Annotated in this window: 23 protein-coding genes and 1 tRNA gene; 7 read left to right on the top strand and 17 right to left on the bottom strand. The window is 63.3% G+C overall.

Annotation, left to right across the window (positions count from 1 at the left end):
• Nucleotides 1–2 precede the first annotated feature (2 nt).
• The 3 genes from AC07UB_RS02200 to AC07UB_RS02190 are packed head-to-tail and all read right to left on the bottom strand — an operon-like array spanning nucleotide 3 to nucleotide 3,786.
• Complete coding sequence (locus tag AC07UB_RS02200) at nucleotides 3–1,520, bottom strand: amino acid ABC transporter permease (RefSeq protein WP_492789244.1); 1,518 nt, start codon at nucleotides 1,518–1,520, stop codon at nucleotides 3–5.
• On the bottom strand, nucleotides 1,517–2,722 hold the full coding sequence (locus tag AC07UB_RS02195; protein WP_492789245.1) for an amino acid ABC transporter permease: 1,206 nt from the start codon (nucleotides 2,720–2,722) through the stop codon (nucleotides 1,517–1,519). The genes AC07UB_RS02200 and AC07UB_RS02195 overlap by 4 nt, the downstream gene beginning before the upstream one ends.
• A gap of 20 nt (nucleotides 2,723–2,742) precedes the next feature.
• Nucleotides 2,743–3,786 carry an amino acid ABC transporter substrate-binding protein gene (locus AC07UB_RS02190; protein WP_492789246.1) on the bottom strand — a complete coding sequence of 348 codons (1,044 nt, stop codon included), beginning with the start codon at nucleotides 3,784–3,786 and terminating at the stop codon, nucleotides 2,743–2,745.
• Nucleotides 3,787–3,789: 3 nt separating this feature from the next.
• Here AC07UB_RS02190 and AC07UB_RS02185 point away from each other — a divergent pair, with 3 nt between their 5' ends.
• Both AC07UB_RS02185 and metC read left to right on the top strand, forming a co-directional pair.
• Nucleotides 3,790–4,026, top strand: coding sequence for a hypothetical protein (locus AC07UB_RS02185; protein ID WP_494652305.1), 237 nt, complete (start codon nucleotides 3,790–3,792; stop codon nucleotides 4,024–4,026).
• A 7-nt stretch (nucleotides 4,027–4,033) separates the two neighbouring features.
• Nucleotides 4,034–5,230: a cystathionine beta-lyase gene (gene metC / locus AC07UB_RS02180; protein ID WP_494652307.1), complete on the top strand. Its 1,197-nt coding sequence runs from the start codon at nucleotides 4,034–4,036 to the stop codon at nucleotides 5,228–5,230.
• 5 nt (nucleotides 5,231–5,235) lie between these two features.
• On the opposite strand, the gene AC07UB_RS02175 is transcribed toward metC, so the two are convergent.
• The 7 genes from AC07UB_RS02175 to AC07UB_RS02145 form a co-directional block, all read right to left on the bottom strand.
• The gene (locus AC07UB_RS02175) at nucleotides 5,236–5,574 is read right to left on the bottom strand and encodes a lipid-A-disaccharide synthase N-terminal domain-containing protein (protein WP_494652308.1); all 339 of its coding nucleotides are present in this window, start codon (nucleotides 5,572–5,574) and stop codon (nucleotides 5,236–5,238) included.
• Nucleotides 5,574–6,329, bottom strand: coding sequence for a glycosyltransferase family 2 protein (locus tag AC07UB_RS02170; protein ID WP_494652309.1), 756 nt, complete (start codon nucleotides 6,327–6,329; stop codon nucleotides 5,574–5,576). Before AC07UB_RS02170 ends, AC07UB_RS02175 begins: the two co-directional genes overlap by 1 nt.
• A 61-nt stretch (nucleotides 6,330–6,390) precedes the next feature.
• Entirely contained in the window at nucleotides 6,391–7,236 is an 846-nt protein-coding gene (locus AC07UB_RS02165; RefSeq protein WP_494652310.1) for a phosphatase PAP2 family protein, read from the bottom strand.
• A 1-nt stretch (nucleotide 7,237) separates the two neighbouring features.
• Nucleotides 7,238–8,983: an ArnT family glycosyltransferase gene (locus tag AC07UB_RS02160; RefSeq protein ID WP_494652312.1), complete on the bottom strand. Its 1,746-nt coding sequence runs from the start codon at nucleotides 8,981–8,983 to the stop codon at nucleotides 7,238–7,240.
• A gap of 50 nt (nucleotides 8,984–9,033) precedes the next feature.
• Nucleotides 9,034–11,154 carry a penicillin-binding protein 1C gene (gene pbpC / locus AC07UB_RS02155; protein ID WP_494652313.1) on the bottom strand — a complete coding sequence of 707 codons (2,121 nt, stop codon included), beginning with the start codon at nucleotides 11,152–11,154 and terminating at the stop codon, nucleotides 9,034–9,036.
• Nucleotides 11,151–16,376 (bottom strand): alpha-2-macroglobulin family protein, encoded by a 5,226-nt coding sequence (locus AC07UB_RS02150; protein ID WP_494652314.1) that lies wholly within the window; start codon nucleotides 16,374–16,376, stop codon nucleotides 11,151–11,153. The genes pbpC and AC07UB_RS02150 overlap by 4 nt, the downstream gene beginning before the upstream one ends.
• A gap of 318 nt (nucleotides 16,377–16,694) precedes the next feature.
• Nucleotides 16,695–17,069, bottom strand: a complete 375-nt coding sequence (locus AC07UB_RS02145; RefSeq protein ID WP_492789254.1) for a hypothetical protein — start codon at nucleotides 17,067–17,069, stop codon at nucleotides 16,695–16,697.
• A gap of 242 nt (nucleotides 17,070–17,311) precedes the next feature.
• Between AC07UB_RS02145 and AC07UB_RS02140 the strand changes: the two genes are divergently transcribed.
• Nucleotides 17,312–17,388: transfer RNA gene (locus AC07UB_RS02140), tRNA-Arg, on the top strand.
• Nucleotides 17,389–17,422: 34 nt separating this feature from the next.
• Here AC07UB_RS02140 and AC07UB_RS02135 read toward each other — a convergent pair.
• The 5 genes from AC07UB_RS02135 to AC07UB_RS02115 all read right to left on the bottom strand — a co-directional run bounded on the left by AC07UB_RS02135 (nucleotide 17,423) and on the right by AC07UB_RS02115 (nucleotide 19,235).
• Complete coding sequence (locus AC07UB_RS02135; protein ID WP_494652315.1) at nucleotides 17,423–17,635, bottom strand: hypothetical protein; 213 nt, start codon at nucleotides 17,633–17,635, stop codon at nucleotides 17,423–17,425.
• An 83-nt stretch (nucleotides 17,636–17,718) separates the two neighbouring features.
• Complete coding sequence (locus AC07UB_RS02130) at nucleotides 17,719–17,844, bottom strand: hypothetical protein (RefSeq protein WP_492789256.1); 126 nt, start codon at nucleotides 17,842–17,844, stop codon at nucleotides 17,719–17,721.
• 140 nt (nucleotides 17,845–17,984) lie between these two features.
• The gene (locus AC07UB_RS02125; RefSeq protein WP_494652316.1) at nucleotides 17,985–18,224 is read right to left on the bottom strand and encodes a hypothetical protein; all 240 of its coding nucleotides are present in this window, start codon (nucleotides 18,222–18,224) and stop codon (nucleotides 17,985–17,987) included.
• 375 nt (nucleotides 18,225–18,599) lie between these two features.
• A complete protein-coding gene (locus tag AC07UB_RS02120; protein ID WP_492789258.1) occupies nucleotides 18,600–18,899 on the bottom strand; it encodes an HU family DNA-binding protein in 300 nt (99 codons plus the stop codon).
• 132 nt (nucleotides 18,900–19,031) lie between these two features.
• Nucleotides 19,032–19,235 carry a cold-shock protein gene (locus tag AC07UB_RS02115; protein WP_027540153.1) on the bottom strand — a complete coding sequence of 68 codons (204 nt, stop codon included), beginning with the start codon at nucleotides 19,233–19,235 and terminating at the stop codon, nucleotides 19,032–19,034.
• 266 nt (nucleotides 19,236–19,501) lie between these two features.
• On the opposite strand from AC07UB_RS02115, the gene AC07UB_RS02110 reads away from it, so the two are divergent.
• Nucleotides 19,502–19,843: a DUF6481 family protein gene (locus AC07UB_RS02110; protein WP_492789259.1), complete on the top strand. Its 342-nt coding sequence runs from the start codon at nucleotides 19,502–19,504 to the stop codon at nucleotides 19,841–19,843.
• A gap of 67 nt (nucleotides 19,844–19,910) precedes the next feature.
• Here the strand turns inward: AC07UB_RS02110 and AC07UB_RS02105 are convergent, their stop codons facing one another.
• Nucleotides 19,911–20,123, bottom strand: coding sequence for a pentapeptide MXKDX repeat protein (locus tag AC07UB_RS02105; RefSeq protein ID WP_494652318.1), 213 nt, complete (start codon nucleotides 20,121–20,123; stop codon nucleotides 19,911–19,913).
• 296 nt (nucleotides 20,124–20,419) lie between these two features.
• Here AC07UB_RS02105 and AC07UB_RS02100 point away from each other — a divergent pair, with 296 nt between their 5' ends.
• The 3 genes from AC07UB_RS02100 to AC07UB_RS02090 are packed head-to-tail and all read left to right on the top strand — an operon-like array spanning nucleotide 20,420 to nucleotide 23,339.
• Nucleotides 20,420–21,433: a TRAP transporter substrate-binding protein gene (locus tag AC07UB_RS02100; RefSeq protein WP_494652319.1), complete on the top strand. Its 1,014-nt coding sequence runs from the start codon at nucleotides 20,420–20,422 to the stop codon at nucleotides 21,431–21,433.
• Nucleotides 21,430–21,984, top strand: a complete 555-nt coding sequence (locus AC07UB_RS02095) for a TRAP transporter small permease (RefSeq protein WP_492789262.1) — start codon at nucleotides 21,430–21,432, stop codon at nucleotides 21,982–21,984. The genes AC07UB_RS02100 and AC07UB_RS02095 overlap by 4 nt, the downstream gene beginning before the upstream one ends.
• Nucleotides 21,981–23,339, top strand: a complete 1,359-nt coding sequence (locus tag AC07UB_RS02090; protein ID WP_494652320.1) for a TRAP transporter large permease — start codon at nucleotides 21,981–21,983, stop codon at nucleotides 23,337–23,339. The genes AC07UB_RS02095 and AC07UB_RS02090 overlap by 4 nt, the downstream gene beginning before the upstream one ends.
• 19 nt (nucleotides 23,340–23,358) lie before the next feature.
• On the opposite strand, the gene AC07UB_RS02085 is transcribed toward AC07UB_RS02090, so the two are convergent.
• A complete protein-coding gene (locus tag AC07UB_RS02085; protein ID WP_494652321.1) occupies nucleotides 23,359–24,267 on the bottom strand; it encodes a hydroxymethylglutaryl-CoA lyase in 909 nt (302 codons plus the stop codon).
• Nucleotide 24,268 lies beyond the last annotated feature (1 nt).

Below are 24,268 nucleotides of genomic sequence, written 5' to 3'. Positions count from 1 at the left end.
TCTCAGACATTCTTGTGGGCATTCAGCCGCCGTTCCACGAACAGCGAATAGCGCGACATTCCAAAGCAGAACACGAAATAGATGATGCCGGTGAATGCGAACCCGGTGAACAGCGTGGTCGGCGTCGCCCAGTTCGGATCGGCGAACGACGCGCGCAACTGACCGAGCAGGTCGAAGATCGCGACGATCAGCACCAGCGTGGTGTCCTTGAACAGCGCGATGAAGCTATTGACCAGACCGGGAATGACGTGGCGCAGCGCCTGCGGCATCACGATCAGGCCGGTCGTCTTCCAGTAGGACAGTCCGAGCGCGCTGGCGGCTTCCGGCTGGCCGCGCGGCACGGCCTGCAGGCCGCCGCGAATGACTTCGGCGTTGTACGCGCCCGCGAACAGTGCAATGCCGATCAGCACGCGCACCAGTCCGTCCACGGTAAAATTGCCCGGCAGGAACAGTGGCAGCATGTAGGTCGCGAAAAACAGCACCGTAATCAGCGGCACGCCGCGCCAGAACTCGATGAAGGCAATCGAGAACACCCTGATCAGCGGAATGGTCGAGCGGCGTCCGAGCGCCAGCGCCATGCCGACCGGCATCGATGCGACGATGCCGGTGACCGACACCACCAGCGTCACCAGCAGGCCGCCCCATGAGCGGGTATCGACAATCGGCAAACCGCCGCGATCCAGACCCATCACCATGATCACGAGCGCCATGCCAACGAAGGTCGCGAGCGTCTTGAGCAGCGCGCGCCAGCCGTTGCGAAAGCCGCCGCTGACAACAAACACCAGCAGCGAGACGATGATCGCGGTCGCGATGAAATCGGCCCACAACGGCGAATGAAATCGCTCGGTGTAATCGCGCAGCCATGCCAGCGGCCACACCAGCAAGGCCAGCCCGTCGCCGATCCACCCGACCAGCTTGCCGAGAAACGCGACGGCTTGTCCGGGTGCGCCCGCGCCCGCCGTCGCCGTCAGGCGGCTGCCCGCATCCTGAAAGCTGGAAGCCAGCGCCGAGCCGAGATCGGCTATCCAGTGCACGGCGAAGCCATTCAGGCCGCCGCCGCGCAGCAGGAAAAATCCGACCACCGGATACGCTACGAAGAACAGTCCCGAGTTGAGCGCCTTCGCGGGCGCGCGCGGGATCAGCAGCGGCAACAACAAAAGCGCGCCGAGCACGAAGGTGAGATTGACCCGCCAGCGCTGGTCCGCCGGATAGAAGCCGTAGATGAACTGATCGAACTTCGCCTGCACGAACGGCCAGCACGCGCCGACCACACGCCCGACATTGGCTTCGAGGCAGGCATTGCGGTCGCTGCCCTGCCACACCGCATCCACCAGCAGGAATTTCACCGTGGGAACGATGGTCAGCCACAGCAGCAGCGCGCTCACCAAGGTCATCATGATGTTGAGTGGCGAATTGAACAGCCGCTGGCGCGCAAAGCCGATCACGCCCGTGGTGACGACCGGCGCACGACGCGGCTCGACGATGTTCTGCCGGACAAATGGGGCGGCCTGCTCCGTCATGCGGCGAGGCTCCGGTTCAGACGCCAGCCATAGAAGCTCATGAGCGCGCTGGTGATCAGCGACAGCAGCAGATAGACGCCCATGGTCAGTGCGATGATTTCAACCGCCTGCCCGGTCTGGCTGAGCGCCGTGCCCGCGAACACCGAGAACAAGTCCGGATAGCCGATGGCGACCGCGAGCGACGAGTTCTTGGTGAGATTGAGATACTGGTTGGTCAGCGGCGGCAGGATCACGCGCATGGCTTGCGGGATGATGACCTGCCGCAGCGTCTGTCCGCGTGTGAGGCCGAGCGAGGCGCCCGCCTCCATCTGCCCCTTCGGAACGGACTGGATGCCGGCGCGCACGATCTCGGCGATGAAAGCCGCCGTGTAGGTCGACAGCGCAATCGTCAGCGCGGCGAATTCCGGCAGCACGCGCGCGCCGCCGGCGAAATTGAACCCCTTCAACTGCGGCATGTCGAACGTCACCGGCGCTCCGAACATCAGCGCCGCCAGTGCGGGCAGACCGATCAGCATGGCCAGCACGTAAGGCCATATCGTCACCTTCTCGCCGGCGGCGAACAGCCGATGACGGGCGTAAGCACGCATCAGCAGCGCGGCGACGATGCCCACCACGACAGCCACGACGAAAACGCCGAATGCCTGCTGTGGAACGGGATTGGGCACGACAAGTCCGCGATTGCTCAGGAAGACGGAGCCGAACAGCGAAATGCTCTGTCGCGGGTTCGGCAGTGTCGCCAGCACCGCGAGATACCAGAACAGAATCTGGAACAGCAGCGGAAGATTGCGGATGAGTTCGACATAGCCGCCGGAAATGCGCGCCAGCAGCCAGTTCGGCGACAACCGTCCCAGCGCCACGGCGACGCCGATGATGGTTGCGATCACGATCCCGACGATGGAGACCAGCAGCGTGTTCAGCAGGCCGACAACGAACACGCGGGCGTAGGTGTCGCTTTCGGAAAACGGAATCAGCGCCTGGCTGACGGCAAAGCTCGCGGTGTTGGACAGGAAGCCGAAGCCGGACGCGATCCGTTGCGCCTGCAGGTTGGCGCGCGCGTTCTCGACGATTTCATAGCCGACCCAGACCACGGCCGCGACGAACAGGATCTGGATGACGACCCCGCCCCATCCCGCCTGCCCGCCGAGTGCGCGGCGAAGCCGTGCAACCAGTCGCAGCGGAGGTTTGCGGGGCTCGTCAGCCATCGCCGCGACCGGCAAGGCCGTCAACGAATGGGTGGCGCGTATTGAAGGCCGCCCTGATTCCAGAGCTTGTTCAGCCCGCGTGAAATCGCGAGCTTCGATCCCGCGCCGACATTGCGGTCGAACGACTCACCGTAATTGCCCACGGCCTTGACGATGCGGATCACCCAGTCCTTGGGCAGACCGAGCTGCTCGCCGAGATTGCCGTCGGTGCCGAACATGCGCTTCAGCTCAGGCTTGGCCGACTTCGCCATCTCGTCGACGTTCTTCTGCGTGACGGCGTATTCCTCGGCATTGATCATCGCGAACAACGTCCACTTCACGATGTCGAACCACTGGTCGTCGCCGTGGCGCACCACGGGCCCGAGCGGCTCCTTGGAAATCACTTCCGGCAGCACGGCGTGATCGCCCGGCGCGGCGAGCTTGAGGCGCTCGGCATAAAGCTGCGAGACGTCGGACGTGAACACATCGCAGCGGCCGGACTCGTAAGCCTTCACGGTCTCATCGGCGGTGCCGAACGCAATCAGCTCGTACTTCATGTTGTTGCCCTTGAAGTAGTCCGAGACGTTCTGTTCGTTGGTGGTGCCGGTCTGAACGCAGATCGAAGCGCTGTTGAGTTCCAGCGCGGAATTCACCTTGAGCGATTTACGGACCAGGAAGCCCTGCCCGTCGTAATAGGAAATGCCGGTATAGTTCAGGCCCAGCGATGTATCGCGCGACAGCGTCCATGTGGAGTTGCGCGACAGCACGTCGATTTCGCCGGACTGCAACGCCGTGAAGCGGTCCTTGGCCGACAACGGCACGAACTTTACCTTGGTCGCGTCGTTGAAAATCGCGGCGGCAAGCGCGCGGCAGACATCGACGTCGAGGCCGGTCCAGTTGCCCTTGTCATCGGGTGCCGAAAATCCGGGCAGACCCTGACTGACGCCGCAGGACAGGGTGCCGCGGTCCTTCACGCTTTGAAGCGTTCCACGATCCTTGGGCTTGTCCTGAGATTGCGCCTGAGCGCCATGGGAGACGATGGCGGCGGCAAGAACTGGAATAAGAGCGAGCGATACCCGTTTCATAGAATGGCCTTTCTCGATCGTTCGGCGGCGGCGACGAATAACGTCGCGCGAGACAAATCGATCCTGCGGAAGCTCACGGAACTAGTGGTTAAATATCTGACCGGCATAACAGAACGTCGGGCGCTGCGGGTCAAGGGGTTGACGCCGGCCTTCGCGGTCAGCTTACTTGAGCCAACAGCTTTAGGCAGCGTATTGCCTTTTGTCGAGCAACCGCTGCGGCAAGATGTCGTCTCACAATGAACGTCACATGATTCCCCCAAAAGACCATCGCCCCGCAGACCGACTCGATCCGCAGACCGAACTGGTGACATCCGGCCGCGACACCGTCGCGCAAAAGGGCTTCATCAATCCGCCGGTCGTGCGCGGCTCCACGGTGCTTTATCCGACCGCCGAAGACCTCCACGCGCATCGCGGGGAATTCCAATACGGCCGCCACGGAACGCCCACCACCAAGGCGCTTCAACAGGCCCTGATGGCCCTCGAAGGTCCGAACTGTGCCGGTGTTGGCCTGGCGCCGTCGGGCGTGGCGGCGATCTCCACGGCCCTGCTCGCGATTCTCAAGACCGGCGATCACTTGCTCGTCATCGACAGCGTGTATCGCCCGACGCGCAATTTTTGTGACAGCCTGCTCAGGCGCTACGGCGTCGAGACCACCTACTTCGATCCGCTGATCGGAGCCGGAATCGAAAAGCTGTTCAAGCCGAACACCAAAGCCGTTCTGGTCGAGGCTCCGGGTTCGCAATCCTTCGAGATGCCGGACATTCCCGCCATCGCCGCCGTCGCCCACGCCAAGGGCGCGCTGGTCATCGACGACAACACCTGGGCGACGCCGCTGTTTCACCGTTCGCTCGATCAGGGCGTCGACATCAGCATTCAGGCCGGAACGAAATATATCGGCGGCCATTCCGACATCATGTTCGGAACCATCTCCGCCAATGCGGCAACATGGCCGCTGATCACCGAGGCGATCCGTCTGCTCGGCGTTTGCGCCGGTCCCGACGACGTGTTCCTCGCATTGCGCGGATTGCGGACGCTCGCGGTGCGGCTGGCGCATCATCAGCAGGCGGGTCTGGACATGGCGCGCTGGTTCGCCGCGCGTCCCGAAGTGCTGCGTGTGATTCATCCGGCGCTGGAAACCGATCCGGGACACGCGATCTGGAAACGCGATTTCACCGGCGCGACGGGATTGTTCAGCGTCGTGCTGAAGCCCGCGTCGAAGCAGGCCGTCGATGCTTTCCTCGACACGGTGACGCTGTTCGGCATGGGCTATTCGTGGGGCGGCTTCGAGAGTCTCGTGATCCCGTTCGATTGCGCGTCATACCGCACGGCGACCACGTGGAATCCGGGCGGCCCCACCCTGCGCTTCCACATCGGGCTGGAGAATCTCGATGACCTGAAGGCGGATCTGGCGCGCGGGTTCGAGGCGCTGAACGCGGCGACCTAGCGAATCTACGTCTTCTCAACCTTTGAGCCCGACCCGCGGCTCTTCAAGATCAGCATGATGTTGCGGATGTAGATGATCGTCGCGAGCGACTGTCCGAGAATGATGACAGGCTCGCGTTTGGCGACGCCGTAAATCAGCGTCATCACGCCGCCGCCCATCGAGAAAAACCAGAATGCCATCGGCACGACGCTTTGACCCGCGCGCTCGCTCGAAATCCACTGCACGAGGAAACGTGCGGTGAACAGCAACTGCGCAATCAGGCCGAACGCCAGCCAGAAGTCGAACTTCGCGACGAACACGTCGTAGAGATAGTCACCAAGTTCCTGACCGAACTGAATCAGCATCAGGTCACCTCCGTTGCCACCGGCGTCGACTTCTTGCGGCGGATCAGCCACCACACGCCGGCAAGGTCCATGATCCCGATCCACAGCCGGTCGAAGAAACCGTAATTCGAAACACCGGAATGCCGGGGCCGGTCGATGACATCGACATAGACGATCTCGAATCCTTCCCGCCGCACCAGCGCGGGGAGAAAACGATGCAGACCATCGAAATATGGCAAAGCAAGGAACACGTCGCGGCGCAGCGCCTTCAGGCCGCAGCCGGTGTCGCGGGTGCCGTCGCGCAGGATCATGTTGCGCACGCCGTTGGCGACACGCGACTGGAATTTCTTGAAGCCGGTGTCCTTGCGGCCGACGCGCTGACCGGCTGCGAGGCCGACCTTGTCGCCGCCCTTTTCAATCGCTTCGATCAGCGCCGGCAGAAACGCCGGGTTGTTCTGTCCGTCGCCATCGAGCGTCGCGACGATGCCGCCTCGCGCGGCGCGAATGCCGGTGCGCACGGCGGCGGATTGTCCGGATGACGCGGCATGGCGAACCTGACGCAGGTTGGTGCGCGCGCGCATTTCGGTCGCGAGCCGCTCGCCGGTCGCATCAGTCGAGCCGTCGTTGACGTAGACGATCTCATAGGCCCAGCGGCCGTCCAGCGCGGCGGCGATCTCGGCGATCAGCGGCGCGACGTTGTCCTGCTCGTTACGAACGGGAACCACAATCGATACGGCGGGGGCCGGCAGGCCGGAATTTGCTGGTTGTTCGCTCATGTACCGATGGGGTCCGAATGCCGCCAAAAACAGTCAAAAACCTGCTGCGGGCGACCGCTTCTTATGGTGCGAACGCCTCGCGGGCAACCCTTTTCAGGGCGGGCCAGGAGGGCCCGGCCAGCGGCTCGATCGCGCCGTCGCGGCCGATCTTGAAGCCCAGGCGGCGGGCCGCGAACCAGTAGCGGATGGCCATCGCACCAACAACGCCCATCAGCGCACCGCCGACCACATCGCTCGGATGATGTGCGAGCAGGATCACCCGGCTGATGCAGATCAGCACCGCATAGGCGAACATCACCAGCGTCACGCGCCGCCACACCGTCGACACGGCGAAGGCCAGCGCAAAGGCCGTGGTGGCATGACCGGACGGCAGGCTCGCAAATGCCGGGCTGCCGGAGAAATGCTCGAAATAGAACGCGTTGGCGTCGCCGCCGACGAACGGCCTGCTTCGCCCGATGATATGCTTGAGAACCTCGGTGCAGAGCACTGCGAACAGCACCGAGAAAAACACATATTGAACGCGCACGCCGAACGCGATCAGGACGGAGCGCGATACGCCGATCAGCCGTGGCAAGATCAGCAGGACGATGAAGAGCACGCCTGCCAGCGTCCAGAGGACATATTCCGATTTCCCCAGATCGGTGAAATGCCGCAGCGGCCAAAGGCTGGGCGTTCCGCGCGCAGGCATCAGCTTGATCGTCGCGACGTCGACGGCGAACATAAGAAGTCCGATGACAACTGCCGTCAGCGCGGACAGTCCGAGCCACCGCCGCGCCAGAGAGCGCCGGGCCTCGGCGCGCCGCGAGTGGGATGGCGCGCGCACAAGGCGCGCCACCGATTGCCATGCATCCGAACCGAGTTGGATCACATAATTCGCGCGATGGCTGCCGCTGATTTCGGTTGCCATCTCACTCGGTGCCTTCGGAACGGAACACCGCGACCGAGATCGCACGGCCCTGCGAGAAGTTGTAGCCGTCGATGCGCGCGCCGGCGTTGTAGCGAAGGCCGATGGCCTCGGCGCGCTGCGCGAAGGCGCGCTCCTCGCGCCATTCGACAAGCGCGAAGCGGCAGCTTCCCTGCAACAGGAAATCCGCGGCGCCCGAACCGTTGGTCAACAACGTCGACGTGCCGACCATGAACACCAGACTTGGCTCCTGGAAGCCCGCCGCAGCAGCTGAAGGCCCGACGCATTCGACGCTGCGAAGCGCGCGCGCGATCTGAACGCTCGGGAACAGCGGCGCAAGCGACGGCACCACCACGCCGTAGACGCACACGGCCATGAACCACGATGCGCCAATGGCGTTGAGCAGCGAGCGTTCGGCGCGATGGGTATCGAACATCCACCATGCGAACAGTCCGAAGATCAGTGCGCCGGCCGCGAACGGCCATGCCAGAAACTCCGGCTGCCGGAGCAGCATCATCGCGCCGATGATCGACGCGACGGTGATGAGCAAAGGTGCCACGAACCACCACGCCGATCCGCGCTGGATCCACGCCGATCGCGACAGCACGTTGCGTTCGAGCGCACCGACAATCAGGATGGCGATCGCCGGATAGAGCGGCAGCACATAGTGCGGCAGCTTGGTGATCACGAGTTCAAAAATGATCCACGCCGGCAGCAGCCACGCCAGCAGAAATTGCGCGCCGGGCTCGCGCCGCGCGCGCCAGACCGCCGGAGCCGCCATGCCGGCCAGCGTCGCGCCGGGCCAGAACGTCAGCCAGAACAGTACGAAATAAAGTCCGGGCGGCGCGCCGTGCGACTCCTGCGGGCTCGCGACCTTGCTCAGCATGTCACTGCCGAGCGAATCCGCGAAGAAGGTGTCGCCCGCTTTAAGAAAGATCGCGATGAACCACGGCAGCACCAGCACCAGCGTCCACATCAGTCCCCAGACCGGACGCAGACGCCACAGCCACGCCGCGGAGCGATCGAGGATCGCAAGCGCAATCACGGGCAGCGCGACGAACATCAGGATCAGCGGACCCTTGAGCAGAATGCCCCACGCAATCGCCGTCCAGAAAATCGCCGCCCACTTCCACGGTTGCGGCGAGTCGTCCCCGCGCTGCCATGAGAGATAGGCGCGCGCCATCGCGCCCATGACGGCGACCGCCGTCAGCAGCAGCATGGCGTCGGTCTTGGCCAGACGCGCCTCGACGCCGAGCAGGATCGAACTGCACATGATGAGACCGGCGAGCAACGCGCCACGCCGCGTCACGAACGCCAGCGCCGTCCAGTAGGTCAACAGCACCGCGCCGATCGCGCCGATCAATGAAGGGATGCGATACAGCCAGATGCGGACCTGCGCGCGCGGCAGGCCGAACTTCGACGCGGTCTCCACGACGGCCGCCTGCGCCCAGTAAATCCCGACCGGCTTCTTGTAACGGACCTCGTCCTGGAAGCGGATGTCGACGAAGTCGCCGCTCTCGACCATCTGCTTGGTCGCCTGCGCGAAACGCGCTTCATCGCGATCGACCGGCGGGATGTTGACGAATCCGGGCAGGAAAAACAGCAGGCCGACCAGCACGAGTAGCGCAACCGCGCGGGTATGGCTGCCGACCGCAAAGTCGACCACGCGCACGAGCCCGCTACCGGGATTCTTCTGTTCCACCGGTTCGCGCGGGGCGCCAAATCTGGGTCTTGGGTAGGTCTCAGCCATCGGTTCCGCATACGCGGAAACCATTCTCCCGACAACAGGTTGAGCCGCCTCTACTGAATTCTCACGACAACTGTGTCCGCCGCGCCCGTCGCGTCCATGACGGTCAGCCGGACGAAGCCCGGACCGGGCGGTTCGACCAGCCGCTGGCGGCGGCTGTCAATGCCGCCAACCGCGACGCCGTTAACCAACATGGTCAGCGGCAGCACCCCGCCCGCCACCCGCACCGGCATCGCGGACTGGCTCGCATCGCCGCCATAAGCGTCGATCCGCGAGCCGTTCAGCGGAAACTGGATCCGCAGCGCCTGCTCGCTTCCGGTCCGGATGAAATCGCCCGCAGGCCGGAATCGCCGCAGCGGCAACGGCAGTTTGGCGTTGCTGGCCATCAGCGTGCCCTTCGGGGCCTTGGCCAGCGGCATCGGAAGTTTTCCCGTCCTCGCGAACGCATCGAACAGGATCGGCGCCGCGGCGGTTCGCCCCATCAAACCGGGAACCGGCGCGCCGTCCGGGCGGCCGACCCAGACCCCGATGGTCATGCGGCCGTCGAAACCGACCGACCAGGCGTCGCGGTAGCCGTAGCTGGTGCCCGTTTTAAACGCGAGCCGGTTATGCGGCGCATTGTCCGGCGGCGGCGTGCCCATCAGCACGTTGCCGACCAGCCATGCGGCGGACGGATCGAGCAGCCGCCGTGTTTCCGGCTCCGCCGTGTCGTCCGGGCGCACGATCTCGCGCAGTGCCATCGTCTCACCCTGCCGGGGTAATCCCGAATAGAGCCTCACCAGATCGTTCAAGGTGATGCCGACACCGCCGAGGCCCATGGCGAGACCGGGCGTTTCATCCTTGGGCAGGATCAGGTTCGCGCCCGCCTGTTTGATCCGGGCCGTCAGCCGGCTCGAACCGACGCGATCGAGCAGCGCGATGGCCGGAACGTTCAGCGACATCTGCAAGGCTTTCCGCACGGTGACGGTGCCCTGAAACGTCATGTCGAAATTTTCCGGCGCGTAAGAGCCGTAACGGATCGGACGGTCCTCGATCAGGCTTTCAGGATGCACGAAGCCATCCTCGAACGCGAGACCGTAGATGAAAGGCTTGAGCGTCGATCCCGGCGAGCGCACGGCGCGGGTCATGTCCACCTGCCCTGCGCGCCGGTTGTCGAAATAATCCGGCGACCCGACATGCGCCAGCACGTCGCCGCTCTCGTTATCGACCGCGAGAATGCCGACCGACACATCGGGCCCAAGCGCGAGCGCGCGATCCTTCGCCAGCGACTCGAGGGTTTTCTGGATGGTGGAATCCAGCGTGAGCTGAATGCGCGGCGTATCCTTCATGATCGCAAGCGACTGATCGGTCGAATGCGGCGCGAGCAGCGGCATCGGCTTGCGCAAGCGCGGCACCGGCTCCAGCTTCGCGTGCGTGGCATCGTCGGCCGAAACACGGCCGTCCTCGACCATGCGCGACAGCACGCGATCGCGCGCGACCCGCGCCACGTCGGGATGGCGGTCGAGCCGCCGCGTCTCCGGCGATTGCGGCAGCGCTACCAGCAGCGCGGATTCCGCGAGCGACAACCGCTTCGGTTCCTTGCCGAAGTAGGCGAACGACGCCGCGCGCACGCCTTCGAGATTGCCGCCGAACGGCGCGAGCGTCAGATACAGATCGAGAATCTGATCCTTGGTCAGCTGCCGCTCTAGCTGCACGGCGCGCACCATCTGGCGAAGTTTGGCGGCGACCGAGCGTTCCTGACGCGGCTCCATCAGTCGCGCCACCTGCATGGTGATGGTCGAGCCGCCCGAGACGATATGCCCGCGCGTGACAAGCTGGAACGCGGCGCGTCCCATCGCCAGCGGATCGACGCCGATGTGCGACCTGAACCGGCGGTCCTCATAGTTCAGCAGCAGGTTGAGATAGCCGGGATCGACGTCTTTTACTTGCGCGGGCAAGCGCCAGCGTCCGTCCGCCATCGCAAACGCGCGCAGCAGCTTGCCGTTGCGATCCACGATTGTCGTCGAGATATGCCGGGTCTGCTCGAACGGCAACGGCGGCAGCGATGCGACCCAGATGACGCCAGCCGTAACGACGCCGGCGCCAAGCGCGCCAAACGCCAGCGCGGCGATCCTGACCCACCGCCAGCGCCGCGAAAGCGGCGTGGCTGGCGTTATGGTGTCGGGCGTCGTCATTTCGCCTTCGTCACCTCGACCGTTCCGGTGCCGGTGCGGCCATAGCGCGAGGGATTGTACATGTCCTCGACGTAAGCCTGCGGCAGCACGTACTTGCCGGGAGAGACCGCGCGCACGATGTAGGCGACCGTGAACACGGCGGTGTCGTCGCTCGCGCGTTCAATGGCGGCGCTGAAGCGATCGTCGCGGAACTCGGTGTTCTGCGGATCCTCGCCGTCCTCGATCCAGTCGAGCGTGCCCGAGTCACCCGAAGACACCAGCTTCGGATTGTCGATCTCCAGACCCGCCGGGAGATAATCGACCACCATGATCTGACCGTATTCAGGCTTGGCTTCGGTGACTTTCAGCACCACGGCGAAGCGATCGTTCTGCTTGGCCTTGGACGGATCGGCGGGCTTGCCGTCGAGCGTGAAGTAATTGCGCTCGATCTTGAAGCCGTTGGCGACCGCAGGCTCCGGCGTGATCGGCGCACCGGTGACGGAAACCACCGCCTGCACCGGCGTGTCGCCAGTGTTGGTGATCCGGACCGGCTTGGCCGCGATATCGGCGCTACGATAGTTGCGATACAGCGCGTTCTTGGCGACCTCGCCGTTAACCGAGACCGACAGGCTGTTGGCTTCCTTGGCGACCGCCCGCGAAGCCAGCACCAGCCACGCATTCTCCTGCGTCGAGGTGTAGGGCGAAAGACCGCGCGCGGCCTCGACGCGTTCCACCGCTAGACTGATGGTGGCCTTCGGCGCGCTGCCTTCGCTGGCGAGCGACACCATCGCCGCCGCATCGCGCAGTGACGAGCCGTAGTCGCTGCGGCCGAACTCCAGCACCGGCTTCGGATTGAGGCTGCCGACCGCCGCCGAATAGACGCGCTCCGCACGCGCCCGGTCGCCGACCAGCGCCAGCGCCGCGGCAAGCTGCGCCTTGGCGATGGGCGTTGCGATGTTGTTCAGTTTGGTGTCGGCGAGATAGCGCAGGTCGCCGATCGGCGCGGTGCCGTTCTTTGCGAGCACATAGAGACCGTAGGCCAGATCGCGGCCGCCATCCTTCTCCGGCTCGTCGGCGTTGACCACCGAATTGCGGATGCGATCCAGCGCCGTCCTGAACAGCACGTCCGGCACCGCGAAGCCCTTTTCGCGCGCGCGGGTCAAGAAGTCGGTGACGTAGGCATCGAGCCAGGCATCGTCGCCGCCGGCGGACCACAGACCGAACGAACCGTTCGAGCCCTGGCGCGCCAGCAGCTTGTCGATGGCGTCCTTGATGCGCTGATCGACGGCGGTGTCCATTGCCAGATGGTTCTCCGCCGCGAGGTCGTTGACATACAGCAGCGGTATCGCGCGGCTGGTGATCTGCTCGGAACATCCGAACGGATAACGATCCAGCGCCTTCAGGATGGTCGCGGCGTCGAGCGCCGTGGACAGGCCGACCGACAACTGAACGCCGCCGGTGCCCTGCACGAGATCGCTGAACATGTCGGACGTGAGGTTCAGGCTCTCGCCCTTCGCCAAGGTCCGCACGGAGCGCCGCGCGAGAATCTGCGTGGCCGCCTTGACGTCGAGCGCGTAGTGACGCGCCAGCGACAGCCCGTTCGGTCCCTTGATATCCACGTCGAGCGCCGCCTGCCCCGCGCCGCCCGCCGCATCGATGGCGAGTGCAACGGAACTACGCTGCTTGGCGGCAAGGCGCATGGTGGTCGCCGGGTTGCCGGTGAGCTTCACCGGGCCGGATGTCTTGACGCTGATGACGTAATCGCCCGCCGCACCCTCCACGTTGTCGAGATCGAGGCTCATGGTACCGCGGTCGCCGTTCAGCAGGAAGCGCGGCAGCGTTGCGGTGAGCACGACGGGATCGCGCACGGTCACATCGGTGTTGGCGCGGCCGACCTTGGTCGCGGTCCATGCGACCGCCATGATGCGCGCGGTGCCGGCGAACTCCGGAATGTCGAAGGTGACTTCCGCCGTGCCGTTGGCGCCGACCGTGACGATGCCCGAATAGAGCGCGAGCGGCTTCTGCGTCGGAGGGCTGCCTTGCAGTTCAGCGCCTGCGGCGTCACCGCCGGTACGGATCTGGCCGCGTGTGCCCTGCATGCCGTCGATCAGTTGCCCATAGAGGTCGCGGATTTCGGACGTCATGCGGCGCTGGCCGAGATAGTAATCATCCGGCGCGGGCGGCTTGTAGTTGGTGAGATTGAGAATGCCGACATCGACCGCCGCGATCACGATCTTGGCGTCCTCGCCACGGCTGAGACCTTCGATCTTCACCGGCAGCTTGAGCGTCGTGCTCGGGCGAACCAGCGCGGGCGGCGTCAGACTCACCTTGAGCGTGCGCTCCGACTTGTCGATACCGAACCATTTCAGACCAATCGCCCGTCCCGGCATCCGTTGAGCTGCGGCATCGAGCGGACGGCGCAGCGTGGCGACCACATAAGCGCCGGTGCCCCAGTCCTTGCCGACGGCGATGCTGATCTTGTTCTGGCCTTCCTTGATGTCGGAGGATTGCGTGGTCAGCAAACGGTCGCCGAGCACGTTGATGGTGAGCTTGCCGGCGCTGCGCGCATTGACCGACACGACCATGGTGTCGCCGGACTTGTATTCCGGCTTGTCGATCGATGTTTCCAGGAGGTCCGGTGTGTCGGCGCTGCCGTCCGAATACCAGCCGACATCGAACTGCACCGAGGTGATCGGGCCGTCCTGCTCAGTGGATTTCACATCGAGCCGGTAGCGGCCCGGCTGCGGCGCGACCGTAATGCGCGCGGGCTTGTCGGCGGCAATGGTCACGTCGCCGTCGGCCACGCGCTTGGTGGATTTCACCGGCTCGTAGTCCCAGGATGAGCCCTGCCGGTACCACTGATAACGCGACTCGAGTTTCAGCAACTCGTAACGCAGCCCGCTGCGCGCCAGCGCCTTGCCGTCCGGCGCCACGAACACGACGTCGAAGTTGGCGGGATCGCCCTCGGCGACGTTCTTGTCGGCAAACAGCGGCTTCACGCCGATCAGCGCATCGTTGGGCGCAACGGGAATTGTCAGCTTGCGTTCGACAGCACGGCCTCCGGTTTCCACCATGCGGACGAAGACCTGCGCTTCCTGCGGACGCGTCGAGGACGGCGGCTTGGCGAGACTGACCTTGAAGGTCGCCTTGCCGTTGGCGTCGGCCTCGGGAAGGTTTTCCAGCGGCGTGCGCTCGTTGCTCGACGTTTCCTCGTCCGCGACACCGAACTTGTATCCGGCATAGCCCGGACGATCCGCAGCGGTGGCGATCAGCAGGTCGCCTTCGAGTGCGAGGCCCGATGCAGGCGCGCCGTAGAGGAAACGGCCATCCACTTCAAGTTCTGCTGGAGCTTCAGCCGTGATCTGCTTCGCTTTGGAACTTAAGGAGAATTCGATGCGATCCGCGACGTAATCCTCAACCATGAAGGTGGTTTCGCCGACTGACGGGGATTTCGGATCGGTGAACGCCCGGACCCGCCAGGTGCCGGTCGGCACCGCCGAATTCAACGGCAGCGTGAGACTGCGTCCGCCCGCGCCCTGATCGGGCACCACAGCGCGGCGGAATTCCACGCCGTCGGGGCGTTCGACCACCAGCGTCAGCGGCGCACCGACAACGCCGTTGCCCTTGCCGTCGCGCAGCAGCGCCGTGAGATACACCGTCTCGCCGGAGCGGTAGACGCCGCGCTCGGCGTAAACGAACGCATCAGGCCCCGCAGGCACGGCACGCCCGGAGACGCCGCGATCGGACAGGTCGAACGCATTGGATTTGAGGCTGAGGAAAGCGTAGTCGCCCTTGTCGCCGGAGACCGACAACAGCGCGGGCGACAGACCGCCCTCGCCGCGTGCCAGCCCTGCCTCGAACAGCACATGGCCCGCGCTGTCGGTCTTGCGGGTGGCGAGAACTTCGTTGCTGCGCGACACAAGGCGAACCTCAGCGCCCGACGTCGGCTCGGTGCTCGCCAGCGAGTTGACGAACACATGCACGCCATCGTTGCCCGAATAGGCGGTCAGGCCCATGTCGGAAACGATGAACCACTGCGTCGCCAGCTGGCCGGACTCTTCATCACTGGAGGCCGAGCCCGGCCCCTTCGCAGCAGCCGTCATCACATAGACGCCGGGCTGCATTTCGCCGACCGCCTGATCGACCGGGAATGCGGTGATGACATCGGCATTCAGCGTCTGCGCGGTGGCGATCTCGCCGGTCCAGACCTTGACGCCCTTCTCGTTGCCGAGGTCCGACAATTCATAGCTCGACAGGCTGCGCTGGAAGTCACTGCCCAGCACGGAATTGATGAGATTGCGGTCACCAATCCGGAAGATGTTCACCGACACCGACGGCGTGTTGACGCTGACCAGCGGAATGCCGCGCTGGCCGGTGCGCGGCAGCACATAGGCGCGTCCGGTGAAGCGGACGAACGGCTTGCGGTCGCGCACGTAGATGTTGAATTCGGCTGACTTCGGCAGCGTCTCCTTCACGGTCGATGGCAGGCCGGCGCGCAGGTTGATGGTGTAGCGCTCGCCGTGCTTCAGGCCCTCAACGCACAGTTGCTTTTCCTCGGACGTCAGCGCCGGATTGTCGGTGCCGGCCAGCGCGAGGAACGGATTGAAGTCCGCCCGCTTGGCGAGGTCTTCCGAGAACTGGAAGCAGGCGCGCGGCGACGCCGAGTCCGAATCCACGCTGTAGTCCAAGAGCCGGAAGCCGCGCTCGTCGCGCAGCTTCTCGTACTGGCCGCGCACGTCGGCGACCTCGCGCTGATCCAGCGACAGGCGCAGCGCATCGAGCGCCGGACGCCACAGCTTCCGCTCCGCCAGCGCATTGCCCAGCACCGCCAGCGCATCGGCTTCCTCGGCCGGATTGGCGGCGCGCTGATAGGCGATGTAGGCGGCGGTGGATGCGCGTTCATAGAAGAACGTCCGCTCGCGGTTGTCCGTGGGACGGATCTGGAAAATGGTCCTGGCCAGCCGCAGCCAGTTGCCGCTGTCCTCAGGGACGACCGCCGTGGTCTGTCCGAGCAATTGCAGCGCGCTGCGCAGATCGTTGCGCTTGAACGCTGCATCCACATCGGACTTCAGCGTCGCCGCCGTCTTGTTGATGATCCCGGCTTCGGTCTTGATCTGGGCTTCGAGCCGGATGGCACTGTCCGCCAGATCGTCCCTCTTGAAGGCCTTGTCGGCCGCAGTTGCCGAGACGAGGCCGAGCGCCAGCGCGGCGCAAACCGAGAGGGCGCGAACCAGACCGATCATGTGAAAACTCCCTGCCGACAGCTATCAAAGGCTGCCTTGAAACGTAGACAATGCGCGAATCGTGACGGACTCATGGTCGTATCGATACCGGGCCGAAAGATTCTACGCGACCATCGCGCACCGACGGCGTGAAAGAGCGCGCCAAGCCAATGACCCGGCAAAAAACAAGAGTTTAGGTCGGGATAACCCAAAGGCAATGCAAGCCGTTGGATACTCCCGCCGGTTGGTCGGCCGGAGGCGCTGGAAGGTTCATGAATTTCGCGGCGGGTTGACGGTTTTTTCAATCGCATATGAGAGGGCCGACGACCCGAAGTGGAATCAGATTCCGTTGCCGAGGGTGAAGCAGAAGACGTCCGCGCTATAGGCGCGCTCGGGTCTGGGCGCGCAAAGATGGCTGCGCCCGTCAGGATTGTCCCGGTTCTTCTCGACTTTCTCGGGCGGGATACGAAGCCACTTCCCGTCTTCACGGCGTCTCGCAAACCAGACGCCGCCTTCATTGCGGGCCTCGGTCGGGTAGCAGTCGTGTTGACTACAACAGGATAAATGAGGGTTGTCCGGCCTCATCCATGTCGAATAAAATTTCTCGTGGATCGGGACGTCCTGCGGCGGGTGCTGATGTTGCGCGAATGCGCGGACGGCCCCGAACAAAAGTCCGGCGGACATCATCACGACGAAGCCGCGCCAAGCGATCATGGCACCACTCCGGCCACGCCCGGCGAGACCCGGGACGAACGCCCCGGTGATAGTCTACCACCATACCAGCCAGAGAAGAATGATCGATGCCGTGGATCGCCAACTGGCCGCTTCGGCTCACTCCAGGGCCGGCGGCCAGCACGCCGCGAGCCGGAAGAAGGCCCAAAAATAGTCGTTCATCACGGGTTCTTTAGGATGATAAACGACAATAAACGATGGTATGTGATTTCAATTAGTTAAACGGTCCCATAGCTCAACTGGATAGAGTAACGGATTTCTACTCCGTGGGTTGCAGGTTCGAATCCTGCTGGGATCGCCAGTTTATTTTCAGATCTTGGGCTGATGCCGCAGCGTTACGCAGCGCGCGCGGGCTTCGCAAACAGCGAGAGCACTTCCAGCACCGGAATGTGAAAGCTGATCGGCTTCAGTTTCAATTGAACAGTCAGGATCGGCTCGTGACAACGAAGCCCCTTCCCGCCCTTCACCAGTCCCAGATCCCGAATGAGCTTGAAGGTCTTGCCATCGGCCATTCGAACGAAACGAACATTCTCAAACTGCTTGAGCATTCGCGCTCTCCTTGCCTCTGAGGAGAGCAGCCGTTCGTTACGATTCGGTCAATTCTTGACGACGCGGGAATCAGCAGTCCGACTCAGTCGCGGCGTTTCCGGCCAACCGGCGGGTTGTCCGTCCATGTGTCGGGACGCGTCAGGCTTTGCCGCCACAGGATCACGGCCAATCCGACCATCGCGAGCGACGGGATCAATACGAAATACATTTGTCGATCTCAAAAATGATAAAATAATTGCCGAGCTTACCGCTGCGTGGCGGCGTTGGCAGTAGTAAAAAAGCGACAGGCCGCGACGATCTGCTTGCTCAACAATGCAGCAGCACGAAGATGTGAAGCGTTACCCGCGCTCAGCGCCGCCGGCCGATCGCAACGCCGAGAACGAAAGCCACCAGCAATGAACCCAGCGGCGCTTCGCGCGCGACGTTGCTGAGAATGCTCAGCGGCATTCCGGGCTTCTTGGCGCCCTCCAGCATATCGCTCAGGGACTTCACCGCGGCAGACAGCTTCCTGACGCCGAACCGATCCTCGTTCTCGGCGGGATCCAGTCCTTCATAGATAAACGGCGGTTGCTGGATTTGGTCTGCCATTGCCGGCTCCTCGTTGCGCCCTTCGTTAAGAGACCAGCGGGGAATCCGTTCCGTGCGATGGGCATGACATCGCGCTTCACCGCGCATCGGCGCGGCCATCCGAAAGCATCAGGGACTAAAGGATAAAGGGAATCCGGAACGAAACGCCTTATGGATTGTTGCAATGCGTCATAAGGAATTTGTTCAATGGCAGACGTCGTAAAAATCCCGGCCAAGCTCCCGCCGAGCGCCAAGCCACAGCCGTCCCGGCCCAAGCCCGGTCCTGCTTCGCATGGGGATGGGCTCGAAAGTCCCAGGAGCGTTCATTGCTAGCGTCCATTGCCAAAAACCCGCCGGCGTGAACCGGCGGGCCAATAGCAGAACGTCGCAAAAAACTTAAACGGCGTCTTTTGCAGCCTTAACGGGCCGCGCGCGAACGATCTTGCGGGCCGGCTTGGCCTTGAAGGTCATCGCTTCACCGGTGAAGGGGTTGGTGCCCTTGCGTGCCTTGGTCGCCGGCTTCTTGATGACAACGAACTTTGCAAAACCGGGCACCAGAAAGACGCCCGACTTTTTCAGTTCCTTGTAGCCGACCGACGCGAGTGTCTCGAGGACGCCCTTGACGTCCTTCTTCGCGATTTCAACTTCCCCAGCGATCTTCTCGATCAGCTGAGACTTCGTCATTTGAACTGCCATTGTGGCTCCTATTGATTCGTGCGTGCGTAGAGTACGTGCATTACGCGCGGAAAAAGAGCCCGCTCAACAAAAAAGGCCGCCAAAAGGCGGCCTTTCTGTCGATAAACCGAAATTCTGCGTGGATAACCGGGATTATCCAACCCGAAGGTTTTCAGCCGATTCCTTGCCACGGTTCGCCACGACCTCGTAGCTGACCTTCGCGCCTTCGTTCAGGTTGGAAAGCCCAGCCTTCTCGACCGCCGAAATGTGCACGAAAACGTCCTTGCCGCCGGTGTCCGGCTGAATGAACCCGAAACCCTTAGTCGCGTTGAACCACTTCACAGTACCTGTCGCCACGTCGAAACCTCCAAGAAGAATAGAAGCCGGATACCAAACATGAGAATGGCTTCATAACAAGCGAAACCCTTCAAATAAGCCGTTTCTTTCGCGGGCCGGTGACACAGGTCGTCTGTCTCCCAAAGGACACACTCCCGCCTTTGCGGCACGGCAAGCCCTCCTACAGGCTCTGCTGGAGGCATAAAGCAGCGGAGACCTCCCCAATATCGCCCTGAAATCTGCTACAAGCCGCCCGACACACCTCTGAAAAGAAAGAAATCGACTCGATGGGTTTTAAGGAGCCGAGTTTTGCTGACCGGCAGGCCGCCGCGCAAAACGCCAGGAAAAAAGTTCTCGAAAAATTCAAGGCTCAGCCGGGACCAGACGATCCGGCCGTTCTGAAGAAGGCTGCGGAGCGGCAGGCGCAGGCGATCGCACGCGCGGAAGCCCAGAAGCTGCGCGAGGCAGCCAGGTTGGAGAAGAAGGCGCGCGAAGCCGAACTCGCAGCGCAAGCCGAAGCCGAAGCACGCCGCATGCAGGCCGAGAAGGAAGCGGCGGAAGCGGAGCTGAAAGCTCAGCAAAAAGCCGCGCGCGATGCACGCTACGCGGCGCGCAAGAAAAAGAAATAACGTCAAACGATACAGGCCCGCTCCTGAACGGAGCGAGCCTGCAAGCATCAGCAAGACGGGATGAAGATTACTTCTTCATCTCGTCTTTTTTCATGCCGTCTTTCTTCATGCCGTCCTTAGACATCGTGTCCTTCTTCATGCCGTCTTTCGACATGGTGTCTTCCTTCTTCATGCCGTCCTTCGACATCTTGTCCTGAGCGAAGGCGGCCGGCGCGAACAAGAGACCCAGCGACAAAACTGCAGCGGTGGTGCCGAGCGCGATGCGTGTGGTGCGTGCCATGTGACGTGATCCTCTGAAACCGTTTTCTGACGCGACGAAGGTCGCTTCAGGATCTTCGGGGAGGACCGCGCGTTGTTACACAGCGGCAGCGAATAATTTTCACGCGCGACGGCATTTTGGAACGCTCCACACGCCGCGAGACCCGGGCCGAAAGTATAGGCGTGTTCGCGCTGAAGTGCGGTGCAGCAACTGTAGCATTGTGCGGGCGGCTCGGTCAGAATGTCGCAGGCAAACGCCCCGCGACGGCCAGACCCCGCCGACCGAAAAATCAAAAAAACAACAGGGAGACACATCCGATGCTGACACGCCGACATCTACTGGCGACCACGCTCGCCGCACCCGCCATTCTCCGCTTTGGCCCGGCGCAAGCCGCGACCACGCTGAAAATCTCGCATCAGTTTCCGGGCGGGACGATCGACAAGGGCGACTTCCGTGACCGGCTGACGCGCGTGTTCGCCGCGGAAGTCACCAAGCGCAGCGGCGGCGAAATTGTCGCAGAGGTTTATCCCGGCTCATCGCTGATCAAGACCAACGCGCAGTTCTCCGCGATGCGCAAAGGCGCGCTCGACATGAGCCTTTATCCCCTTCCCTATGCCGGCGGCGAATTGCCCGAAACCAACATCGGCCTGATGCCGGGACTGGTGTCGAGCTACGATCAGGGACTGGCATGGAAGACCAAGCCGGTCGGCAAGGCGCTGACTGATTTTCTCGCCGACAAGGGCATCATCCTCATCAGTTGGGTCTGGCAGGCCGGCGGCGTCGCCAGCCGCACGCGGCCGCTGGTCGCGCCGGAAGACGCCAAGGGCCTGAAGGTGCGCGGCGGATCGCGCGAAATGGACATGGTGCTGCAGACCGCGGGCGCCGCCGTGCTGTCTGTGCCGTCGAACGAAATCTACGCGGCGATGCAGACCGGCGCGTGTGACGCCGGCATCACATCGTCGACCAGCCTGATCTCGTTCCGGCTCGAGGAAGTGGCCAAGCATCTCACGTCCGGCGCCGGTCAGTCGTACTGGTTCATGCTCGAGCCGCTGATGATGTCGAAGGCGATCTTCGACAAGCTGCCGAAGAACCAGCAGGACATCATTCTCAGCGTCGGTGCCGAGATGGAATCGTTCGGCCGCAAGGGCGCGGAAGCCGACGACGTCGAGGTCGCCAAGGTCTATGAGAAGGCCGGGGCCAAGGTCAGCACGCTCGATGCGGCGACCGTCGGCAAATGGCGCGATATCGCGCGCGACACCGCGTGGAAGGACTACTCGGGGAAAACCGCGACGTCCGCCAACCTGATGAAGCTCGCGTCCGACGCCGCATGATGCACGGTTCGGTTGAAGACCAGCACGAGCTGGTCACCCCGGCCCCGAGCAACGCGCTCGTGGCCGGGTTCGCACGCGCACTCGCACTCTGCAATCGCGTCATCGTCGTGCTGGCGGCGATCTCGCTCATTCTCGCCTGCCTCATCCTGAGCTACAGCGTCCTGTCGCGCAGCCTGTTTCACGCCGCGACCTACTGGCAGGACGAAGCGGCCGTCTTCCTGCTGGTAGGTGCGACATTCATGACCTGTGCTTTCGTGCAAGGGCAGCGCGGCCATATCGGCATCGAAGCCTTCGTCGGCCTGCTCTCTCCGACCGCGAACCGGATCCGGCTGCTTCTCGTGGACGTCGCCAGCTTTGCATTCTGCGCCTTCTTCGCATGGAAATCGTGGACGCTGGCGCATGAAGCGTGGGTGGACGGCCAGGTCTCCAATTCGATGTGGAGCCCGCCGCTCGCAATCCCCTATGTCCTGATGGCCGCAGGGATGACGCTGCTGTGCGTGCAAATCCTGCTCCAGATCATCACCTCGTTCAACAAGGCTTCGCGTTCATGACCGTTCTGGGTATCGGCATCAGCTATGGGCTCGCCACGCTGGCCACGATGTTTTCGGGAATGCCGATCGCGTTCGCGCTCGGCGCCGTCGCGGTCGTGTTCATGGCGATCTACATGCCGGCGGCGTCGCTCGATACGGTGACGCAGAACGTCTACGAGGAAATGGCGTCGATCACGCTGCTGTCGATTCCGCTGTTCATCCTCAAGGGCGCGGCCATCGGAAAGTCCAAGGCCGGTCAGGATCTCTACACCGCGCTCCATGCGTGGCTGCATAAAATTCCGGGCGGCCTCGGCATCGCCAACGTGTTTGCGTGCGCGCTGTTCGCCGCGATGGCGGGATCGTCTCCCGCGACCTGCTCCGCGATCGGTTCGGCCGGAATTCCGGAGATGCGCAAGCGCGGTTATTCGGGCGGCTTCGCGGCGGGCATTATCGCGGCCGGCGGCACGCTCGGCATTCTGCTTCCGCCGTCCATTACGATGATCCTGTTCGCGGTCGCGGCCGAACAATCGCTCGGGCGGCTGTTCCTCGCAGGCATCGGCCCCGGCCTGCTGCTGGTGACGCTGTTCGCGGTCTACGCGATGTTTCGGTATCGCCAGGAATACGCCACCGCGAAAGCGGCCTATGAAGCGAACGGGCAGACATCGCCGATCCTGACCCAGGACGAATACACGATGTCGGAGCGCTTCAACGTGCTGCCGCGCGTGCTGCCGTTCGTGATCCTGCTCACCGGCGTGATGATCGCGCTCTACGGCGGTTACGCCACGCCGTCGGAAACCGCGGGCCTCGGCGGCCTGCTGGCGCTGCTGCTGATCGGCCTGATCTACAGCGTCTGGAAGCCGGCGGATCTTGCGCCGATCCTGACGTCGACGATCAAGGAATCCACCATGCTGATGATGATCATCGGCATGTCGCTGCTTTATTCCTACGTCATGAGCTATCTGACGATTTCCCAGTCGGCGGCCAACGCCATCGTCGCGATGCACCTGCCGAAATGGGAATTGCTCGCAGCCATCCTCGGCATGGTCATCGTGCTCGGATTTTTCCTGCCGCCGGTGTCGATCATCCTGATGACCGCGCCTATCATCCTGCCGCCGCTGCGGGCCGCCGGGTTCGACATCATCTGGTTCGGCGTGGTCATGACCATCGTCATGGAGATGGGGCTGATTCACCCGCCGGTCGGGCTGAACATCTTCGTCATCAGGAACGTGGCGCCGGACATTTCGCTCTCTGAGGTGATCTGGGGCACGATGCCGTTTCTGGCGCTGATGTTCCTCGCCGTGCTGCTGCTGTGCATCTTCCCCGGCATCTCGACCACCCTGCCCGATCTGGTGATGGGACGGGAGGCGATCCGTTAGCGGCGTAGCGCAATCATCATCAAGAGCGGGTGCGCTTGCTCGCATTCATCGCGGACGCCACACGGCTGACCGGCGGCTTGCCGAGGACGTTGCAGATCTCGTTGGTGGCGGCGACGAGCTTGTCCAGATCGACGCCGGTCGCGATGCCCATGCCTTCCAGCATGTAGACCACATCCTCGGTGGCGACATTGCCGGTCGCACCGGGCGCATAGGGACATCCGCCGAGCCCGCCCGCCGCGGAATCGATCAGCCGCGAGCCCTCTTCCATTCCGGCCAGGAGGTTTGCCAGTGCCTGACCGTAGGTGTCGTGGAAGTGCATCCCGACATTGGTCATCGGCATCTCGGAGCCGACCGCACGCAGCAATTGCCGTGTCTTGAGCGGCGTGCCGACGCCGATGGTGTCGCCGAGCAGGACTTCCTGGCAGCCGAGCTCCCACAACTTTGTCGTCACCGCGACGACCGCCGGCGGCTTGATCTCGCCGTCATAGGGACAGCCCAGCACACATGAGACATAGCCGATCACCTTGACGCCATCGGCCTTGGCGCGCGCGATCACCGGCACGAACCGCTCGATCGATTCCGCGATGGTGCAATTGATATTGGCCTTCGAGAATCCTTCCGACGCGGAGGCGAAGACCGCGATCACTTTCGCGCCGGCGGCTTTCGCCGCGTCATAGCCCTTTTCATTCGGGACGAGGACGTGAAACACGCTGTCGGGATGATGGTCGACCGCGCGCAGCACCTGATCCGAATTGACCATCTGCGGAATGGCCTTGGGCGACACGAAGCTGCCAACCTCGATGGTATGAAGCCCGGCCTTGATGAGATTTTCGATGAACGCGACCCGCGCGTCCACGCTGACCAGCGTCTTTTCGTTTTGCAGCCCGTCACGCGGGCCGACTTCGACGATGCGGACCTTGTCACTCATA

The organism is Afipia sp. GW821-FHT04G03 (genome assembly GCF_059419985.1).
The sequence above is the reverse complement of the archived record's forward strand: the minus strand, read 5'-3'. Positions and strand labels throughout refer to the sequence as shown.

Coding starts and splice junctions, on each gene's coding strand:
- AC07UB_RS02150 (WP_494652314.1), bottom strand. CDS start 16,376: ATGATCGGTCTGGTTCGCGCCCTCTCGGTTTGCGCCGCGCTGGCGCTC.
- AC07UB_RS02135 (WP_494652315.1), bottom strand. CDS start 17,635: ATGCTCAAGCAGTTTGAGAATGTTCGTTTCGTTCGAATGGCCGATGGC.
- AC07UB_RS02165 (WP_494652310.1), bottom strand. CDS start 7,236: ATGGCAACCGAAATCAGCGGCAGCCATCGCGCGAATTATGTGATCCAA.
- AC07UB_RS02125 (WP_494652316.1), bottom strand. CDS start 18,224: ATGGCAGACCAAATCCAGCAACCGCCGTTTATCTATGAAGGACTGGAT.
- AC07UB_RS02100 (WP_494652319.1), top strand. CDS start 20,420: ATGCTGACACGCCGACATCTACTGGCGACCACGCTCGCCGCACCCGCC.
- AC07UB_RS02185 (WP_494652305.1), top strand. CDS start 3,790: ATGGCCTTTCTCGATCGTTCGGCGGCGGCGACGAATAACGTCGCGCGA.
- AC07UB_RS02110 (WP_492789259.1), top strand. CDS start 19,502: ATGGGTTTTAAGGAGCCGAGTTTTGCTGACCGGCAGGCCGCCGCGCAA.
- AC07UB_RS02105 (WP_494652318.1), bottom strand. CDS start 20,123: ATGGCACGCACCACACGCATCGCGCTCGGCACCACCGCTGCAGTTTTG.
- AC07UB_RS02120 (WP_492789258.1), bottom strand. CDS start 18,899: ATGGCAGTTCAAATGACGAAGTCTCAGCTGATCGAGAAGATCGCTGGG.
- AC07UB_RS02195 (WP_492789245.1), bottom strand. CDS start 2,722: ATGGCTGACGAGCCCCGCAAACCTCCGCTGCGACTGGTTGCACGGCTT.
- pbpC (WP_494652313.1), bottom strand. CDS start 11,154: ATGACGACGCCCGACACCATAACGCCAGCCACGCCGCTTTCGCGGCGC.
- AC07UB_RS02095 (WP_492789262.1), top strand. CDS start 21,430: ATGATGCACGGTTCGGTTGAAGACCAGCACGAGCTGGTCACCCCGGCC.
- AC07UB_RS02145 (WP_492789254.1), bottom strand. CDS start 17,069: ATGATCGCTTGGCGCGGCTTCGTCGTGATGATGTCCGCCGGACTTTTG.
- AC07UB_RS02085 (WP_494652321.1), bottom strand. CDS start 24,267: ATGAGTGACAAGGTCCGCATCGTCGAAGTCGGCCCGCGTGACGGGCTG.
- metC (WP_494652307.1), top strand. CDS start 4,034: ATGATTCCCCCAAAAGACCATCGCCCCGCAGACCGACTCGATCCGCAG.
- AC07UB_RS02175 (WP_494652308.1), bottom strand. CDS start 5,574: ATGCTGATTCAGTTCGGTCAGGAACTTGGTGACTATCTCTACGACGTG.
- AC07UB_RS02160 (WP_494652312.1), bottom strand. CDS start 8,983: ATGGCTGAGACCTACCCAAGACCCAGATTTGGCGCCCCGCGCGAACCG.
- AC07UB_RS02130 (WP_492789256.1), bottom strand. CDS start 17,844: ATGTATTTCGTATTGATCCCGTCGCTCGCGATGGTCGGATTGGCCGTG.
- AC07UB_RS02190 (WP_492789246.1), bottom strand. CDS start 3,786: ATGAAACGGGTATCGCTCGCTCTTATTCCAGTTCTTGCCGCCGCCATC.
- AC07UB_RS02200 (WP_492789244.1), bottom strand. CDS start 1,520: ATGACGGAGCAGGCCGCCCCATTTGTCCGGCAGAACATCGTCGAGCCG.
- AC07UB_RS02170 (WP_494652309.1), bottom strand. CDS start 6,329: ATGAGCGAACAACCAGCAAATTCCGGCCTGCCGGCCCCCGCCGTATCG.
- AC07UB_RS02090 (WP_494652320.1), top strand. CDS start 21,981: ATGACCGTTCTGGGTATCGGCATCAGCTATGGGCTCGCCACGCTGGCC.